Below are 16,830 nucleotides of genomic sequence, written 5' to 3'. Positions count from 1 at the left end.
AAAGGCTATATGAAAATAGATTCTTTATGCGTATCAGTATTGTCTCTATATTGAGAAAAACCACATAAAGCTTATTGTCATTCAGACCAGCTTTACTTGTATGGAACTTCAATATTAAAGACTTTGGTTATTTCCGAGCACCACAGGTTAGCTTGTCGAGATGAGAATATGTATCGCAAACTCGGTGGCGTGATTTACCACTGAGCAATTACGTTAACTCGAAAAGGGGGCACAAACGTGCTAGCGGTGATCACGCTAGCACACCTCTAGACAACGTGTTAGAAACTTTGCTAAATTAGCAAAACATGGATTAATTCCGGTATTACAAAGCCTTCTAATCACGATATTTTACCTGTCACCTTGCCTTTAAAATCAGATATTGTCTTATGTATGTATCAATCAGCTTATTAAGTTCTGTGTTAGCGGCATCATGTTTTTGTGGGCTTCTTAATTTTGACAAGTGCTTAGTTATGTATTTTTCTGATAACTTTATTGCTACTTTTTTTCCATTGTTGAAGTATAGTTCTTGCGCCCAGTCAAGCTCTTTACCTTTTTGTAAATTATTATCATCGGATCTTGTAATGAAAAAACCAAGTCGACCATGGTCATTTACAAGATACGTGTTCATTTGTCGGTATTCATCTGCACTTAAATTATCATAGTTTTTAATTTCGAAAACAATTTGCCTTGCGCTATAATCCTCTAGTATTCGTTTCCAAACTGGATTTACAGCCATATTTGTTGCAATGATATCTCTTTGTTGTCTTCCATTTTTATTTGGATGTATTTCAATATTAGTTAAAGAACCAGCAAATATTACTCTTAAAGCTGTAACGCACCACTCTTCAAAATCTAAACATCCTGACCTTCCATGTTCTATAGATTTAATTTCCTCCATTAATTGACCTATTCTAGTTTTTCGTTGTTCATCGGTTATTGAGCTTATTTCTATGTCATACTCATCATAAATATCATCCGCCATATGCTTGTCTATATTTTTTTCATGAATATTTAACGCAAGCCAATAACATGGATGTACGAGAAAAGTAGAATTATCACTGGTTTCTTTTACAGGGTCTCTACCATCATGACAAAAAACATAAGATGAATTATTTGGATCTTTTATACCCAAAAAACCAATACCATATAACCTTTGTAAGACTTGGTCTGGGTTATCAAATATCGCAATATCTCTTTGTATGCTTATTTCATGGTCATCTCTGCTTATGATTGGTTTTATCAAGTTCCTAGCAGATTCAATTGAAATTTCAGCTGATATTGAAGAAAAAGAAGATGTAAACAACCTTAGTGCAGGAAATATTACATCATATTCTTTTATTAGATCTTGAAGTCTATTGTCTGAAATTGATTTGGCTGAAAGATCAATATCATCTGGTATTATTTCTTCTCTGCCTTGTGATAATGAATTAAGAAAAGCATTGTTTAACAGGACGAGTATATCTCTGGGTCTGTATAGTGTTAATCGTAGAGCTAGTCTAAAACCCTCTCTACCTTTAAGTTCTCTAGCTGTATATTTATTCCATAATTTAGTATTGTTTTCTAAGTTTGAACTCTTTGCTATTCTTATTCGATTGCATACCATATTGAATAAGCCATACTCATCCCAATGAAGACGTAACACTTGTCCTTCAATATTCCTTGTAAAGTCTGGATCTAATATCGAGATAGAACGATACATATTATCCCTGAGAAAAACTAGACCTCTGATATATTTTTTATACTTTGCATTCAAGTCGATGTTTGCTTGAACAAATCCATCTGATAAAGCCACGCCCAAGCTATCAGGAGTGTAGCCTTCATCTAACCTGTCAATTAAAAGTATTATTTCTGTATCTGATTTTTTAAGGACTTCAAATAGCTTTATTTCTATATCATCTAGTCCAAGGTTGAAAGATAAGTCAGCAATATTTTCTTCAGGACTTACTTCTTTGTCAATCACACTATTTAACCTAGCTCTTAGTTTTGTCGCTAAGTTTATGTTTTTATGTCCCCATTCATTAATTGCTTTATTTAACCCAGAGCTTTCTATATGCTTTCTTAATTTATAGTGATTATACATATGAGATGCAATTTCCATATAGAGAGCATAGCGCCAAGATATTTTTGATGCGGCTTTTAAATGAACAAAGTTATCTCCAAACTTACTAAACAGCGCTCTTAGCCCAATAATTTGGTCTTCTTCTGGAGCAAGACTTATAACAAATTTTCTTTTTTGTGATCTCCAGTAAGAACCTAGTTTATGTACTAATGCGCTTTTCCCTGTACCACGTCTGCCGACGATAACGCATCTATCGTTTGATTCCACAAGAGATTTATAGTCAGGCGTTTCATAAAATGCTTGGCTTAACATATCTTCATCGTGTTCAGCTACGATGTCACCCAAAATATTACTCTTCATTAGACTCTAAATCCTTGAATATACGCGTGAACTCAAACCACTTGGTCGTCAGTTTCTTCAATCATAATTATCAGATAACAATTCCATATTCAATTGGTTACTTAACAGTATTTGGAGGTACTAGGATTTTATTGGCGGTTTATGAGGCATTGATTATGCCTAATGTCATAGCCTGAAATATCAACGCACCAGAAATGTAAGTCATCGCTAACGCAGGGCTTAACTAAACTTGAAGCACTGCCATGATCAATTAGTTTTGTTAGGGGAAAAACTAAAGGTAAGGTTGGTAACTTCAGCACCTTATAACAAGGAATGGGGCACAAACTGCTAGCAGTGATCGTGCTGGCACGTCTCTGGACAAAACCTTGCCAGTGAATACGCTAATTTAGTAACGGATGAATTAGTTCAGGTACGGGAAAGTTACTTAACTTTGTTTTTTGTTCAGTTTTAGTAGTACAAAACAACGATCATTTCTGTTGTATTTGAGTCATTTTATTAACTAACTTTTTCCATAACAAAATTGGTTAATAGCAGCCCATTCACTTCCATTTGCTGCTCTTTAACTACGCGGAATCCATAGCGCTCATAGAATGGTCGAGCAGTTAGACTAACTACGGAGTAATAGCGTGATACACCATTTGATCTCCCAGTAGAGAATATATACTCCATCAATGCTCTACCAACGCCAATACCTTGGTAATCTGCATGACAGAAAAAGTGGTCAATATAGCCATCTTGTTGTAAATCGGCGAAACCGACGACTTGACCATTTATTTCGGCAATAAATGGCTTTATGTCATCGACCCGTTTTAGCCAAACATCCATATCAAAGTTAGCGGGAGCCCATGCTGCAACTTGTTCTGATGAGTAGTCACGGATGTTGATATTTCGAATGGTTTGAAACTTTAGATCCCATGTTACATGTGCATCTTTTCTTTCGTAGTTTCGTATTTTTATCATGGTGTTAGCTACTAGTTACCCCTTGAGAATAGCAATCTTACCCGTTAACCATATTAGTGTATAGCAACTTCATATTTAGCGTGTGTTTCTAGAATACCTATGCAATAAGAACATCAGCACCGACTAATTGTGACACACATACAATCAGGAGTTTCTGAGCACCGTAATTCAGTCGCTGATATTGGAAAATGTCTTGTAAAACTCATAACAATAATCTGCGCTGAGTATTTATATTAACTGATGTATGCAGCAAATTAGTGTGCCAGAGTATGCGTCTGGCACGAAGCTGGACAAAAGCTCCTTAGGGTAAATCATCCAGAATACAGCCATCAGATAACTTCTCGTATCCCAAACAACAGAGCGGTGCCACTTCATGGCGTGCCGTTTTTGCTAAGTTCTGGACAATATCTTTCATCAAGCAAGCGATCCAAATGATCGCTAAACTGCATAATAGCACTACTGGTAAGTATTATTATGTAAATTAACTTTAACAACGTATTGTGGTGCTTGACAGAAACAACCGACACTGTTTATATAAACAGTATTGAATAGCTTTTGGCATTTTCACCAGTGTATTTATTATGAAGCATTATTATATTGAAGAAATCGGGGCACGCCTTTGCTATCAAGACCTTTCTGGAGACAATACTCCAATTGTCTTTATTCATGGATTAGGGTGTGCTTCTTCATTTGATTACCCTGCTGTAGCGACTATCGGTCAACTGAACAACCATAGAAGGATATTGGTCGATCTCATCGGTTCAGGATTTAGCGATAAACCACGATCGTTCAGCTATGAAATAAGTGCACACGTAGAGTATTTGCAAGAATTCCTAACTAACCTAGGATTAGGTGAGTTCTATCTCTATGCCCACAGCATGGGAGGAGCTATTGCCCTAGAGCTTGCAAACTTTATGCAACCAGCTATTAAAGGGATAATCTTATCTGAATCAAATTTAGACAGTGGCGGCGGAATGTTTAGTCAAAAAATCGCAGCTATGACTGAAGATGATTATGTGAGTTTTGGACACAATAGCCTTATATCACAAAACAATGCAGAAAGTGGTACTTCAGAAATTTGTTGGGCATTGAGTTTGAATATAAGCCTTCCTCAAGCCATTTATCGTGAATCTGTTTCTTTAATCAATGGAAGTAATCCAAGTTGGCGAGAGATTTTATATTCACTCGATGTTCCAAAAACTTACCTTTTTGGGAGTGACTCCCTACCTGACAGTGATTTTGAAAAATTGCCTTGTAATGGAGTTCGAGTTGAAGTAGTTCCTCATGCTGGACATTCAATGGCATGGGAAAACCCCGAAGGGCTAGCATCTGCTATAGCTAGCGCTATAGATTCTCTGCAAGTGTTATGAGTACTAATGCTAACTTATGGGAAGTTTTGCTCATGGCTTCTATGTAACATGTCATGAGCAAAAATATAGCATTCCGAAATCTTAGTTCGTTTCTCTTCAATATGGCCCTGCCTTAATCAGCTAAGCGTTCAGCCAATACCTCCTTGACAACGAACATACCGTTTAACGCCGCGGGAAAACCTGCATAAACTGACATCTGAAGAACCACCTCTTTTATTTCCTCTTCGGTACAGCCAACATTAAGAGCGGCGTGAAGATGAACTTTTAGTTGTGGCTGGCAATTTCCCAAAGCGGTTAATGCGGCAACCGTTGCGATCTCTCTGGATTTCAAATCTAATCCATTTCGACTGTAGATATCACCAAATGGATATTCAATCGTGTATTTTGCCAGATCTGGGCAAACGTCTTTAAGACTATCAACTACCTTATGTCCAGCTTCCCCATCAATCTTACTCAGTTGCTCGAAACCAATTTCGTATCTTATATTGCTCATTTCCTAGCCCTCTGTATGGTTTAATAGCAGCAGGCTACTAGTTAGAGCTAACTCTAAGTCAAGAAGAAATTTTTTCTTCGTAGAAAGCAATTTTGCCGTCAAGAGCTTTAAGGTGCGCTAGTTGAAATTCGATGTCGGATTTCAATTTAGAACGGTGCTGCTCCAGAAGTTGTTTCCTTTGTTGCAAAGTACCATCACCTACCTCTCGTAAATCGGCATATTGCTTAATTCCCTCTAGCTCCATTCCTGTATCTTTTAGGCGAACAATAAACCTGACCCATTCAATATCACTCTGTGTATAGAACCTATGACCACTGGCGTCACGTTTAATATTTCTGAGTAGCCCGACTTTTTCGTAATAGCGGAGTGTATACGCCGACACTCCGACTAATTCAGAAAACCTTTTTATATTCATTGTCTATAACCTAGCAAGACTTGACTCACTTTCATTCTACAGACAAAAGAATCCAGCGTTTATCTATTTTGAACTGATATGCACTTTAAGACCTAACGTGAAACGTTGCGTCATGAAAGGTTCTGGGACGAAATCATCAAGGGGCAAGCAAGCCCTTGAAGAAGTGGTATATCATTATTGAAGCACTTTCTTGGTTATCGTCTGTGCCAGAGGTGAAATAAAGAAAGAGATTACTCCTGCTGCTGGCCACGCCAATAAAAAAGCATGCCCCCATAAATTTAAAAACTCTGATGTACTCCCTAAGTTTATGTACGTAACCCATAAAGTCATTAGTGACGATAAAAAGAAAGACATGATTACGGTAAACAAAATACGATGTTTCATATGCTAGCCTCTTAAGTTGCTTGACTGTTTACAAAAAACTATAGTGATAAGCATAAATGATTTCTATGGTTCAAAATGAGCCTTTAAAACCCAAATATGGTTCTTTAGTATGCATGACAATATCTCACTGTTTGTCGCGGTTATAGAAGCGGGAAGTTTCAAATCAGCAAGTAAACAACTTAATATCCCATCATCTACAATAGGCAGACGAATCAGAAACCTAGAAGATGAATTTAGTTGTAAGCTATTGAGCAGAAATAGCCACACTTTTGAAATGACCAGAGAAGGCAGAAAGCTATACGAGAACGCCCGTTTTCATGTTAACTCTCTCGACTCCATAGCAAATGAGCTGAGAGACGATGTTTCTGGTGATAAAGGTCATATCAAACTGTTAGCACCCACCAATTTGGTTGCAAGCTGTATACATGAACCCCTATCTAACTATCTGAAAGAAAATCCTAAAATTGAATTAGAGCTGGAATTAAGTAATGCGCTTACCAGTTTTTATTCGTCAAATGCTGATATGGCTATTCGTGTTGGAAAGCAGGAAGATTCCAATTTAACACAACTTAAAATTGGAACCATCAAAACGGTACTTGTGGCAAGTCCTGTCTATCTACAATCTGTTGATAAACTTGAAGAGCCAAAAGATCTTGAAAAGGTGAAAGTTATTGTTGTTGAACCCTTAACTACATGGGAGCTTTATCACAACTCCCACCTATCAGAGAATATCTGTTACAAACCTGTTTCTCGTCGTGTGCTGATCAATGATCTTAATGTTGCTAAGCAGTTTGCTGTTAATGGCCTCGGCATAACATTAATTCCTCTAACAGAAGTAAAAGATGAGCTTGAATCAGGCAAATTGATCAGAGTTCTACCTAATTGGCATGGCAAAAATCGTGATGTTTATGCCATCTGGTACAGGCGCCAACTTCTTAGTACAAGGGCTTCAAGACTCATAGATTACTTGAAGAACAATACCATCTTTTAAAGCATATCAAACTTAGCAAATATTCATCGATAAACAATATGTCATATCGTCCAAGTTAGTAAGGAATAAATTTGCAAATTTGAACTTCACGTAGCCCAAAATGAAAGGAATTGGGAGAAATCAAGCATATGTAATCTCTCAAAAGTCCTGACACTTACCTTGAATTAACGACAGCACGCTGACACAATGTAAGCTCGTTGTCATTATTGAGATGTACGTTATGAAAGATGTTGTTTACTTAGCTATATATGATGGTATCTCTGACTGGGAGTATGGATATGTTTTAGCCCATATAAACTCACCAGAATTTCAAATAACCCCTGAGAGATTTGAGGTAAAGACTGTAGGCCGAACCAAGGAATCAATCAAAACGAAAGGCGGATTAACCGTAGTACCAGATTTGACACTTCAGGAACTGAGCACCTCTGAAGGTAAAATGCTTATTCTTTGTGGCTCAGATAATGCTGCGACAGGAGGTATCGATGATTTTGTAGAAGCTGCTAAGTGCTTTATTGATAATCGTATCTGCGTAGCTGCTATATGCGGTGCTACCGCTGCACTGGCTCGGAGAGGTCTCCTTGATAAGGTGCTGCATACGAGTAACGCGAAAGAGTTTCTGAAAATGACGGGGTATGTAGGAAGCCAGAACTATGTTCAAAAGCCAGTTGTTTCGACAGACTATCTCATTACAGCAAGTGGTATTGAACCTATTGCTTTTGCAGCAGAAATATTTAAGAAGCTAGAGATCTATTCTAAAGATACGCTAAATTCTTGGGTAAAATTGTTTGAGCAGCGGGATATAACTGGATTTTACGATCTAATGGAGAAAGCCTCCAAATGAGTGACCCAAAGCAAGATCTTAGTACCTTAGCTCTGACGGTTTTTTCTTTAAATGGTCAGTTTTTGTCAATAGCTGAGAATATTGCTTCTCAGGCCGGTCTCACCGCAACTCGCTGGCAAGTGTTGGGCGCTCTTGTGAATAACCCTCTCACACAAGCTGAAGTCGCACGTCAAATGGGGATCACACGTCAAAGTGTTCAGAGAACCAGCAAACAGCTTATCGAAGAAGGTATGTTAGAAACATTAGCAAACCCATCTCATCAAAAGGCTATGCTACTTCGGCTAACACCTAAAGGTCATAATGCTCTGTCAAAAATCAGACCATTTCATACAGCATATGCGGAGCAACTAATTGATACGGTTGGGAAGGAAAAAGTAGCTGAAATGGTCAAAGCCATAACTGAACTATCAACCGCAATGAAAAGCCTTTAATCGGTATGAGCTATAGTCAACGGTCGGCTCAAGAATAACTATGCAATAGTTAGACTGACGAGTTTTTTTGCGCATCGCTCATTATTGGGAGTTTTCAATCACCGATACTGAGCCGCCAGTCATGAGAAAATGTACTGTGATTTCAGTGGCACTATTTGCCACTGAGTAATCACACTAATGCGGAATGGGGCAAAAACACGCTATGCTGGCTCAATGTAAAGCACCGAAAACCGTCAACTTCTCGAACTAGCTATCTCACTCAGCGAACTTTTGAAATGGCATACAGTAAGTGATGCGTTTTTTTGTCTTCATGCATCGGTAAAGACGATTTGACCATACGGTCACTTTGCAAAATACCAGCAAGCTCTTTCCATGTTTCAGACTCATTGTTCCAGTTTTCACTCTTACGCCACCAGTCCTCGTAGTCAGAGTTTTCCGTTATCGCTAACATTAAAACAAAATGCGGTAAACTGTCGTGTTTGTGGCAGTATTCAATAGACTGTGCTCGCGTATAATCTGAAATTATTTCTTTGCCCTTCTCCGAAGAATAAAATTTCTTCGATTCGACGGTTAGCATGAACTGCCCTGGACATATCACATGTAAGTCGACTCTGATCGGATTATGGGTATTGGTATTTTGCTTAATATTGCTGGTCTCAGGATAAACCAGCCAGCCATTTTTCAAACACTGGTGAGCAAACTGCAAGGTCAGATTCGCCTCTGGAACCCCATTCTTATCACGGTTCATTACAGGGTTGTAGATGCATAAATGCTTTTCTAAGAGGGATGCGGTATCAATAAGCGCCGTAATTATTGGTTTTATGTTATACATGGTAGTTATCGCCTTTCTATAGTCAGTTTGTTCAAGCGTTTTTTGTAGTTGCCATCATTCGCTCACTTATTAAGATGCTTCTCTTTCTGGGTTTAAGTGAACCATGGTAAGACCCCACGTCATTAAACACATTACAGGTATTAGGAAAGCTGGGCTTGGTTCATAAGGGGGCTCAATAGCAGCTAGCACGAAAAAGGGCAAAAGTCAGTTAGTACTTATTCATAGGTTACCGTTCCTCTTAAAGTATTTACATAATCAATACAAATACACCCGGTAAAGGTAATACTTGTAGGGATTTTCTACAGTCATTATTCACTTCCGAGTTCTAATGCACATCATTTGCAAATACCATCGGATATTGAACTAAACCGTTTGAGTCTTTAAGTGCACTTAACTGTTCAACCACAGTGCCTGGTGAAAAATGAAGTTGTGGGTTACACATAATACTCTGAAGCATTCGATCACCGTTTAAGCCCACAAAACCTTGAGCATAAGGCAACAGTACATATATTGAACCTGATGTCTGTGGCCATACGAAACAGCCATCATCTCTTTTAATCATTTCGTCCAGATTATCAGCTCCCGATGACATACGACATCGATCTTGAAGACCAATATTTCCGCGCCACGATACAAAAAGCCGATATGATACCTCCCCCTTTTGAGTGAGCCGTAATATAATCCAGGCATCAGGCTTATGACCCCTCGATTCAGGGTCTGGTGTAATAACGTTCATAGCTACCTACCTCATCTAAGATCTCAACAGGATTGGTAACCAATCCATCCTCGCTAATCCTCAATTTCAGCAAAGAAATCTCTATTCCAAGAGGCGCCATTTCAAAAGAATTTCTTGTCCGTTGGAGAATAACTGTTCCGTAAGCATTGTAACGCTGATACCCAGCTCGCTGAGGTGGTACGTAGAACCGCTCAACTGCTCTGATACAAACAAGCCGATGGTTGCATCATATATCAGATTAAAATCTTCAGTGCCAGATGAAAGGCGCCATTGAGATACCCGCCACTCCACGTACCCAACACTTTATAGGTATGAGCACCATTGTTGTTAATATGGAAGATCGTCCATCCATCTGGTGTGTAAACACGCCCGTCAGGTTTAATCATAATACGCCCCGCACCAATGCTTTCTAAGTAATAAAAACAGTACTCAGTTGGTACTCTTTTATATCTCCACCTTCTTTATACCCTCCAGGCATTTCACCTGCTTCAACAGCTCTATCCAAAAGTTATAGATTGTTTCTCGTGCATCATCGTCATCAACAAATGAATACGAAATCTGGACTCGAGAAGGCTGAAACCCACCACTGCAGGTCTGGTGTACACACAATTGAAATGAAAATTGAAGATCAAATAAATCAGATTGCTTGGGTAATGAGTACATAAACCTTCGAGTCTCGCCCTGTCGGGAAAAGGCTATTGTCAGAGCTAACAATCGAAAATCATACCAATTCGTTACGAGCTGACTTTGGCTGACGTAAAGGCCATATTCATGCAACACAAGTGTTAATTCAAAACCGCTAGGCACAGAGAGCGTATGTTCAAGATTCAACACATTTGGTATGTCCATACTGACTGCCTCCAATTGCGATTCTTCAATCTATGAACCTATGCTGTATATAAGCACAGTATAGAGTAAATTCTGAGGTTGCACAGAAATGGCTAGATATCACAACCTGAAAATCAAACTGACTCCTCGCTACATTGAAGCCCTCCATGAACTGATGGAAGCTGAGCTAGAAATGATGAAAGATCAAGATAAAGGGTATGCCGAATGTTGGTCTTGGGGAGTTTGTACGGTAAGAAATTTTTCCAAGCCGAATCATCTTCACTTTGAATTTGGTGATGAAGAGTCCAGGCCAAAGGGAATGAGCTGGAATACATGTGTCCGGGAAAAGTGTTAGCAACACTCGTCAATGGTGGATCTAGATCGTCCGGCTCCACACTTGTCCATAAAATTAATAAGTTAGCCATAATTAAGCGAGGCCCTCACATGAAACATATCGTTCTAAAGCGGAACACAACACCAGACAGCACAATTTTGATTAGCAGACATCGACACGACTATGTCACTCACATTAATGCAAACGGCGAAACCTACATGGTCGATGGAGGAACTGACTATCTACGACGCAACGTTAATACCGAACCATTTGAAGAGCAATCGATCTACACTGATGCACTGGTTTAACTCAGCCAGTGAGAAGAAGCTGTGGTGACGCAGGCGTGCCAGATCCAGCGTTCGACGACTTGCACACCTACTTCAGCCTTGGCTTTATCCTTGGGCTTATAAGGGCGAGCAGGCATGACGGCGATTTGGTAGTGTTCAGCAAGCTGCTGATAACTCGGGTTGAGTTCCGGATCATAACGACATGCCTTGCTGACGCCACTGCGCAGGTTGTCGGGGATCAACATCTCCGGTGTACCACCGAAGAACTCGAATGCCTGAACATGGCTTTGCAGCCAGTCCGGTAATGACTGGGACTCTGTGGCTTCCGCATAAGTATAGTTGGATGCGCCAAGAACCGCAACGAACACCTGGGCATGCCGGACTTCACCGGTGCTCTGGCAGATAATGGGAACCGTCTGGCCGCAGTAGTCGATAAAGCACTTTTCCCCGGCCTTATGCAGCTGTTTCATGGAGCGTCTTTGCTGCTTATTCCAATGAAGGTAACGGTCACAGAACTGCGAGTAGCTGTAACAGCGGTTGGGGTATTGCTGAGTATATTCTTCCCACAACAGTTGCTTGGTGATCCCCTTGCGTTTCAGCTCTTGATGGACAGCAGCCCAGTCGGGAACCTGATATCGGCTCGAGGCCCGCGTATCGGCTTCGGGGTAAAACAGTTGGGCCAGTTGCTCATCTGTCAGTGAATCAGGAAGCGCCAAGTCAAATTCAGTGCTTGTGCTTTCTGGAGCAGTTTCTGGATAGCACCAACGCTGACTTTTGTGCTTGCGCTGATTTGCCGAATCGACAACCTGGCATCCAGTTTCAGCCTGAGTACGTCTCGAATTTTACGCATTGCAATCCTCTTTGCTGGCATAGTCCTGCTCCAAATAGGAAACAGGTTACCAAATAAGTTGAAGATCAATACGTTGAAAGGGATTCCGGCGGAACGTGAACAGTGATTCCGGAAATGTGAGCAAAAGTGTTCACATTGAGTCCGGAATGGGTGTTCACGTTAAACCAGAATAGGTGTTCACATTGAACCGGAATGAGTGTTCAGCATGGGCCGGAATACGCAGTGGTACAACGAAGAACATCGCCACAGTCGAATAGGCTTCGTGACTCCAGGGCAACGTCATCGTAACGAGGATGCTGAAATCTTGGCAAAAAGAAAGACAGTCTTCGAGCAAGCGAAGACAAGAAACCCAGAGCGTTGGTCAGGTGAAATAAGGAAATGCGAACCTGCTGGGCCGGTTATGCTTAACCCGGAGAAACCAGATACCAACGAGCAGCTGGAACAAGCTGCTTAAACATGATTAGGCGACAACTACCTTGAAAAACGCCGAAACTATAGGTACAACAAGTTTACCTTTAATTAATCGCCTTTAATATTACAACAGAAGAATAATTACTGAAAAGGACTTAAGAAGGTGTTTTTCATAGCTGAAGTTAAAAAAGTCGGCGGACACAAAAGTTCACTTTCAGATTAGCTCTATGATCAATTAGGCGAAAATTTTGAAGTAACTAATGCTAAATTTTAAACTTGCATTTGAACAGCGTAGCATTACTGCTTTAACACACTAATTAGTATACTATTTATAAAGCAATGAATACTACTTTCACTGTAACTCTCTAATCAAACTTGATGCTTCAGCAATTTCATGCTGAGGCATCACTCTATCCACTCGACTAGCAGATAACAGCAAGCGATAGAATCAATTGCAGGTGCCACATAGAGTTAAATGATTTCGCCTAATTATCACGAAGTGATGAAAAATCAAAAATTTAGGCCGAATATAAAAGTCAGGTAGTTCAAAAAAGACTACAAATTATACTTTGTAAAAACCTCTTCACTTTTATCATCAACAAGAAACTTAAATTTCTGAAAATCGCTCTCCGTAAGATTTTCCATATCCAGATCCAAAACAGCTCCATTCAAAAACTTACGCATTTCTGCAACCATCTTTCCTGTAAAGCTACCAGCTATCTCTTGTAGATTTTGAATTGCATTTAAGCTAATGATTCTAATTTTTTCATCATTATAAAAGTACTTACCCATAACCTACCCTCATTCAAACCAACATTTAGTCTAATAAGAACCAATTTAACAAAAAGACTTGACATCAAAAAGAAAACTTAAATTCCTACACCTTTAATTCAAATGTTTTTTTGAAGATTTAGCGCGTGATAATAATCTTCCTTCGCACCTTGAAAATCTATTACTAATGAAGGCGTAATCGCCCCCCCCCTACACTTGGCATAGTTCTGAACTTTGTTATTGCTGCCCTATCAATGAACAAAGACGGTCACCCGATACAAATACGTTTTACCGCTGTTGATGGATTTAAGAAAGCAAAACTTACTCGTTGTGCTAAAGCTCACTTACTGTCTACATCACTAATTATTTCTGATGGGCTAGCCTGTTTTCGTGGTATCGGAGATGCAAAAAGCTTTCACCGTACAATTGTAACTGGCGGTGGAGCCGATTGCATAGAATCATCCGATTTCAAGTGGGTTAACACAATAATTAGCAATGTAAAAATCCACCCGCGAAGCGGGTGGCTTTGAAACTGCCCCTAAAAGGGGGCTACTGTTAATTTTCTAATCCTAGTTGCATCTGACGCTCGGCCTCTTCCTTTGCCACACGATCTTGGTGTCTTACATATCTTCGAATTATCGCTTCGTTCGCTCCGACCGAATCTGCAAAATAGTCTCTCTGCCAAAAGTGATTTCCCCATAACTTATTTTTTCTGAGGTATGGAAATTTCGCGAACAAGCGAATTGCAGTCCGACCTTTAACAAAGCCGACCAGTTCTGAAACGCTGATTGTGGGTGGTGTTCTAACTACTAAGTGAACATGGTCTATTTGAACATTTAACTCAACAACCTTACATTTTTTCATGCTGCAATAGACGTAGATTGACCTATAGACTTCCTTGGCTAAAAATCTTGAATCTATATTTTGGTGTCCAAACTATGTGATACTGACACCTGTAGAACGAATGCGAACTTGAATCATATCTGCTAATGTTATCTATCTCCTTGATTTGCTGGTTGCAAACTTGGATATTTTTAACATGAGCGCCTTAACGGCATAGCCCTAGGAACGATCACCACCTCCATAGGAGGTGGTTTTAGAATGCCAATAAAAACTCATTGCATGGAACTTATCATTCAATCAACAAAAAGCACTTTCCGCGTTATATTGCTGAGTTCTCCTTTAAGTTTAATCGCTAGTTTAATTTAGAGAATATGCTTGAACAGCTAATATACAAGCATTCAAACTGCACCGATGCCTCAGTGCCTTCTTAAGCTAGCTGAGGTTCGGTAGTAATCAAATAAGGTTAAGCAATTAATATTGAATATATATTCCAACCTAAAAAGTTTGTTGTTGCCAAAGTTTACCATAAACCCCTTTTTGGTTGACAAGCTCATGGTGTACCCCCGTCTCTATAACCCTTCCATCATCAACAACTAAAATCCTGTCTGCATTTTTTATAGTATTAAGTCTGTGCGCTATGCTTACCACCGTTCGTTGCTTAGTAATGTTATCTAAATTAGCCATGATCGCCGCTTCGGACTCGTAATCCAATGCACTCGTCGCTTCATCTAAAATTAGAATGCGAGGATTCACGATTAAAGCTCTGGCTAAAGCAATACGCTGCCTTTGACCACCTGAAAGCATTGACCCCTTTTCACCTACTAGTGTTGCAAAACCTTTAGGCAGGGCTTCGATAAAATCATAAGCTCCAGCTAAACGGGCGGCTTCCCATACTTCCTCATTAGTAGCACTTGGCTTACAAATGCGAATATTTTCTTCAACGGTTCCTGCAAACAACACACTTTCTTGTAATACAATACTCATGTTCTGTCTCAATGTCACCGGATCAGCAATAGCTAAGTCCATACCATCAATAAGTACTTGTCCATGTTGTGGAGTATGAAGCCGTTGTAATAGTCGTGTAATGGTGCTTTTACCTGAACCCGATGGGCCTGTAATACCAATAAATTCCCCAGCATTGGCTTTAAAAGAAAGATCAGATAACACTTCTGGAGTATCGGGAGAATAGCGGAAACGCACATGATTAAATTCGATACTCCCTGACAGTTCAGGGACAGAGGCTAAACCATCAGAGCTTTGCTCTTGAGGCTCATCCAAAATGTCACCAATTCGTCTCAATGCAATCAGGGTATGCTGAAAATCTTGCCACACCTGAGCAAGCCTTAAAATGGGTTGAGTCACATGACCCGACAGCATGTTAAACGCCACCAATCCTCCGATTGAAAGCTCACCTTTAAGAACGGCATGAACTCCAAACCATAAGATAATCGCTGCCGTAAGCTTTTGAACCAAAGATATACCTTGACTCGCCAATAGCCCCATTTTAGTGGCGGAAAATGATTTGGTAATCTGTGAGGCCAGTATTTTTTGCCAAGATTGAACTGATCTATTCTCTGTGGCTGTAGTCTTAATGGTTTCAATACCTGTTAACGCTTCAGTTAGAAAGCTGGTTGCGTCTGCATCAGCTTCGTACTGCTTGACCACTTTTGAGCGGATCATTGGGCCTACGGTCAACCAAAAGACAAAGTAAATCACCAAAGAGCCAATCACAATCCAAGTCAGTGTTGTGGCATAGTGAAACATCACGGCAAGAAACACCACAACAAAAATCAAATCGAGCACCAGCATAATGGCAGAGCCAGTTAAAAACTGCCGAATCTGCGCCATTTCCCGAACTCTAGCGATAATTTGCCCCGTTTGCCTTTGTTTAAAATAGTTTAAAGGTAAAGACGTTAAATGCTGATAAAGCTTTGAAGAGATTTCAGCATTCACTTTACTGGAAAGGTGCCCATAGGCACAGGCTCTAATGTAGGAGTAAAGTGGCTCTGCAATCGCAAGCCCAAACATAGCTAAGGCTAATACATGTAAGCTCGATATACCTCGGCTTACTAACACCTTATCAATTAAATTTGAAAATAGCATCGGGCTAACTAGGGCTATAAGCTGGATGACTACCGCAACCAAAAACACATCTCTAAGTTGGTGTTTATTTTTAACCACAGACGGAATAAACCACTTTAATCCGAATTTTACATCTGCCTTTATTACGCTATTTTCCACTAAAAATATAAAAGGTAATATTTCTAATTGACTTGCCTCTGGCAGGGGTTTAGTCACCGTTGAATCCGTCTGGGCATCATAAACTTTCCATTGGCCATCTTCTACAGTTTCTATGGTAAACCATCTACCTTTAATTTGAACCAAAGCTGGCAAAGGGACATAAGATATATCTCCGCCTGCACCAATGCGGTATTTTCCTTTTAAATTTAACTGACAAGCCGCTTGACGTATATGTAGCTCGGATAAACACAAGTCATCCACACCGAGCTGATGTTTCATTAGCTCTGGCGATGCACTTTGTCCATAGGATTTAGCAGCATAAATCAAAGACTCCAATGCATAGTTAGTCTGCGCATCAGACAGTACAGGAGAAAACGGAACAGTCATCCTCAT

General features: G+C 39.9%; 16 protein-coding genes and 5 pseudogenes. 9 read left to right on the top strand and 12 right to left on the bottom strand.

Translation table 11 applies throughout. From position 1 onward, the window contains the following. Window positions 1–355: 355 nt before the first annotated feature. Both AACQ93_RS08010 and AACQ93_RS08005 read right to left on the bottom strand, forming a co-directional pair. Entirely contained in the window at window positions 356–2,419 is a 2,064-nt protein-coding gene (locus AACQ93_RS08010) for a P-loop ATPase, Sll1717 family (RefSeq protein ID WP_064603706.1), read from the bottom strand. Window positions 2,420–2,914: 495 nt separating this feature from the next. Then, the gene (locus tag AACQ93_RS08005; protein WP_064603703.1) at window positions 2,915–3,379 is read right to left on the bottom strand and encodes a GNAT family N-acetyltransferase; all 465 of its coding nucleotides are present in this window, start codon (window positions 3,377–3,379) and stop codon (window positions 2,915–2,917) included. A gap of 581 nt (window positions 3,380–3,960) precedes the next feature. On the opposite strand from AACQ93_RS08005, the gene AACQ93_RS08000 reads away from it, so the two are divergent. Then, on the top strand, window positions 3,961–4,749 hold the full coding sequence (locus AACQ93_RS08000) for an alpha/beta fold hydrolase (protein WP_064603700.1): 789 nt from the start codon (window positions 3,961–3,963) through the stop codon (window positions 4,747–4,749). A 112-nt stretch (window positions 4,750–4,861) separates the two neighbouring features. Here the strand turns inward: AACQ93_RS08000 and AACQ93_RS07995 are convergent, their stop codons facing one another. From AACQ93_RS07995 to AACQ93_RS07985, 3 genes are all read right to left on the bottom strand, one after another. Beyond that, window positions 4,862–5,242: a carboxymuconolactone decarboxylase family protein gene (locus AACQ93_RS07995; protein WP_064603697.1), complete on the bottom strand. Its 381-nt coding sequence runs from the start codon at window positions 5,240–5,242 to the stop codon at window positions 4,862–4,864. 58 nt (window positions 5,243–5,300) lie between these two features. Then, a complete protein-coding gene (locus AACQ93_RS07990; protein ID WP_064603694.1) occupies window positions 5,301–5,657 on the bottom strand; it encodes a MerR family transcriptional regulator in 357 nt (118 codons plus the stop codon). A gap of 174 nt (window positions 5,658–5,831) precedes the next feature. Next, entirely contained in the window at window positions 5,832–6,011 is a 180-nt protein-coding gene (locus tag AACQ93_RS07985; protein ID WP_255377251.1) for a DUF2798 domain-containing protein, read from the bottom strand. A gap of 139 nt (window positions 6,012–6,150) precedes the next feature. Here AACQ93_RS07985 and AACQ93_RS07980 point away from each other — a divergent pair, with 139 nt between their 5' ends. The 3 genes from AACQ93_RS07980 to AACQ93_RS07970 all read left to right on the top strand — a co-directional run bounded on the left by AACQ93_RS07980 (window position 6,151) and on the right by AACQ93_RS07970 (window position 8,304). Next, window positions 6,151–7,032, top strand: coding sequence for a LysR family transcriptional regulator (locus AACQ93_RS07980; protein WP_064603691.1), 882 nt, complete (start codon window positions 6,151–6,153; stop codon window positions 7,030–7,032). Between the two features lie 220 nt (window positions 7,033–7,252). Then, the gene (locus tag AACQ93_RS07975) at window positions 7,253–7,873 is read left to right on the top strand and encodes a DJ-1/PfpI family protein (RefSeq protein ID WP_064603688.1); all 621 of its coding nucleotides are present in this window, start codon (window positions 7,253–7,255) and stop codon (window positions 7,871–7,873) included. Continuing rightward, complete coding sequence (locus tag AACQ93_RS07970) at window positions 7,870–8,304, top strand: MarR family winged helix-turn-helix transcriptional regulator (protein WP_064603685.1); 435 nt, start codon at window positions 7,870–7,872, stop codon at window positions 8,302–8,304. The genes AACQ93_RS07975 and AACQ93_RS07970 overlap by 4 nt, the downstream gene beginning before the upstream one ends. Window positions 8,305–8,563: 259 nt before the next feature. On the opposite strand, the gene AACQ93_RS07965 is transcribed toward AACQ93_RS07970, so the two are convergent. The 3 genes from AACQ93_RS07965 to AACQ93_RS07955 all read right to left on the bottom strand — a co-directional run bounded on the left by AACQ93_RS07965 (window position 8,564) and on the right by AACQ93_RS07955 (window position 10,258). After that, window positions 8,564–9,136, bottom strand: a complete 573-nt coding sequence (locus AACQ93_RS07965) for a hypothetical protein (RefSeq protein ID WP_064603681.1) — start codon at window positions 9,134–9,136, stop codon at window positions 8,564–8,566. A gap of 325 nt (window positions 9,137–9,461) precedes the next feature. Next, complete coding sequence (locus AACQ93_RS07960; RefSeq protein WP_157097528.1) at window positions 9,462–9,872, bottom strand: hypothetical protein; 411 nt, start codon at window positions 9,870–9,872, stop codon at window positions 9,462–9,464. 233 nt (window positions 9,873–10,105) lie between these two features. Next, window positions 10,106–10,258 carry a hypothetical protein gene (locus AACQ93_RS07955; RefSeq protein ID WP_198160106.1) on the bottom strand — a complete coding sequence of 51 codons (153 nt, stop codon included), beginning with the start codon at window positions 10,256–10,258 and terminating at the stop codon, window positions 10,106–10,108. A gap of 551 nt (window positions 10,259–10,809) precedes the next feature. Between AACQ93_RS07955 and AACQ93_RS07950 the strand changes: the two genes are divergently transcribed. Together AACQ93_RS07950 and AACQ93_RS07945 are read left to right on the top strand one after the other, a co-directional pair. Then, a complete protein-coding gene (locus AACQ93_RS07950) occupies window positions 10,810–11,055 on the top strand; it encodes a hypothetical protein (RefSeq protein ID WP_064603671.1) in 246 nt (81 codons plus the stop codon). Between the two features lie 89 nt (window positions 11,056–11,144). Then, window positions 11,145–11,342, top strand: coding sequence for a hypothetical protein (locus tag AACQ93_RS07945; protein ID WP_198160174.1), 198 nt, complete (start codon window positions 11,145–11,147; stop codon window positions 11,340–11,342). Here the strand turns inward: AACQ93_RS07945 and istA are convergent. Next, window positions 11,328–12,192 (bottom strand): annotated as a pseudogene (istA, locus tag AACQ93_RS07940) (IS21 family transposase); the annotation flags it as partial. The gene AACQ93_RS07945 and the pseudogene istA overlap by 15 nt on opposite strands. 199 nt (window positions 12,193–12,391) lie before the next feature. Here istA and AACQ93_RS07935 point away from each other — a divergent pair. After that, window positions 12,392–12,625 (top strand): annotated as a pseudogene (locus AACQ93_RS07935) (IS3 family transposase); the annotation flags it as partial. A 512-nt stretch (window positions 12,626–13,137) separates the two neighbouring features. On the opposite strand, the gene AACQ93_RS07930 reads toward AACQ93_RS07935, so the two are convergent. Beyond that, complete coding sequence (locus AACQ93_RS07930; protein WP_064603665.1) at window positions 13,138–13,374, bottom strand: hypothetical protein; 237 nt, start codon at window positions 13,372–13,374, stop codon at window positions 13,138–13,140. A 218-nt stretch (window positions 13,375–13,592) separates the two neighbouring features. Between AACQ93_RS07930 and AACQ93_RS07925 the strand changes: the two are divergent. Next, a pseudogene (locus tag AACQ93_RS07925) lies at window positions 13,593–13,856 on the top strand (transposase); the annotation flags it as partial. Between the two features lie 52 nt (window positions 13,857–13,908). Here the strand turns inward: AACQ93_RS07925 and tnpA are convergent. Beyond that, window positions 13,909–14,344: pseudogene (gene tnpA / locus AACQ93_RS07920) on the bottom strand (IS200/IS605 family transposase). Between the two features lie 118 nt (window positions 14,345–14,462). Here tnpA and AACQ93_RS07915 point away from each other — a divergent pair. After that, window positions 14,463–14,646 (top strand): annotated as a pseudogene (locus AACQ93_RS07915) (transposase); the annotation flags it as partial. Between the two features lie 45 nt (window positions 14,647–14,691). Here AACQ93_RS07915 and AACQ93_RS07910 read toward each other — a convergent pair. Continuing rightward, window positions 14,692–16,830 carry a type I secretion system permease/ATPase gene (locus tag AACQ93_RS07910; RefSeq protein WP_064603662.1) on the bottom strand — a complete coding sequence of 713 codons (2,139 nt, stop codon included), beginning with the start codon at window positions 16,828–16,830 and terminating at the stop codon, window positions 14,692–14,694.

Origin of the sequence: Photobacterium sp. J15 (assembly GCF_963870815.1) — a bacterium.
Lineage (GTDB): Bacteria > Pseudomonadota > Gammaproteobacteria > Enterobacterales > Vibrionaceae > Photobacterium > Photobacterium marinum.
Note: the sequence above shows the minus strand (reverse complement) of the source record. Positions and strands in the feature narration are given on the sequence as shown.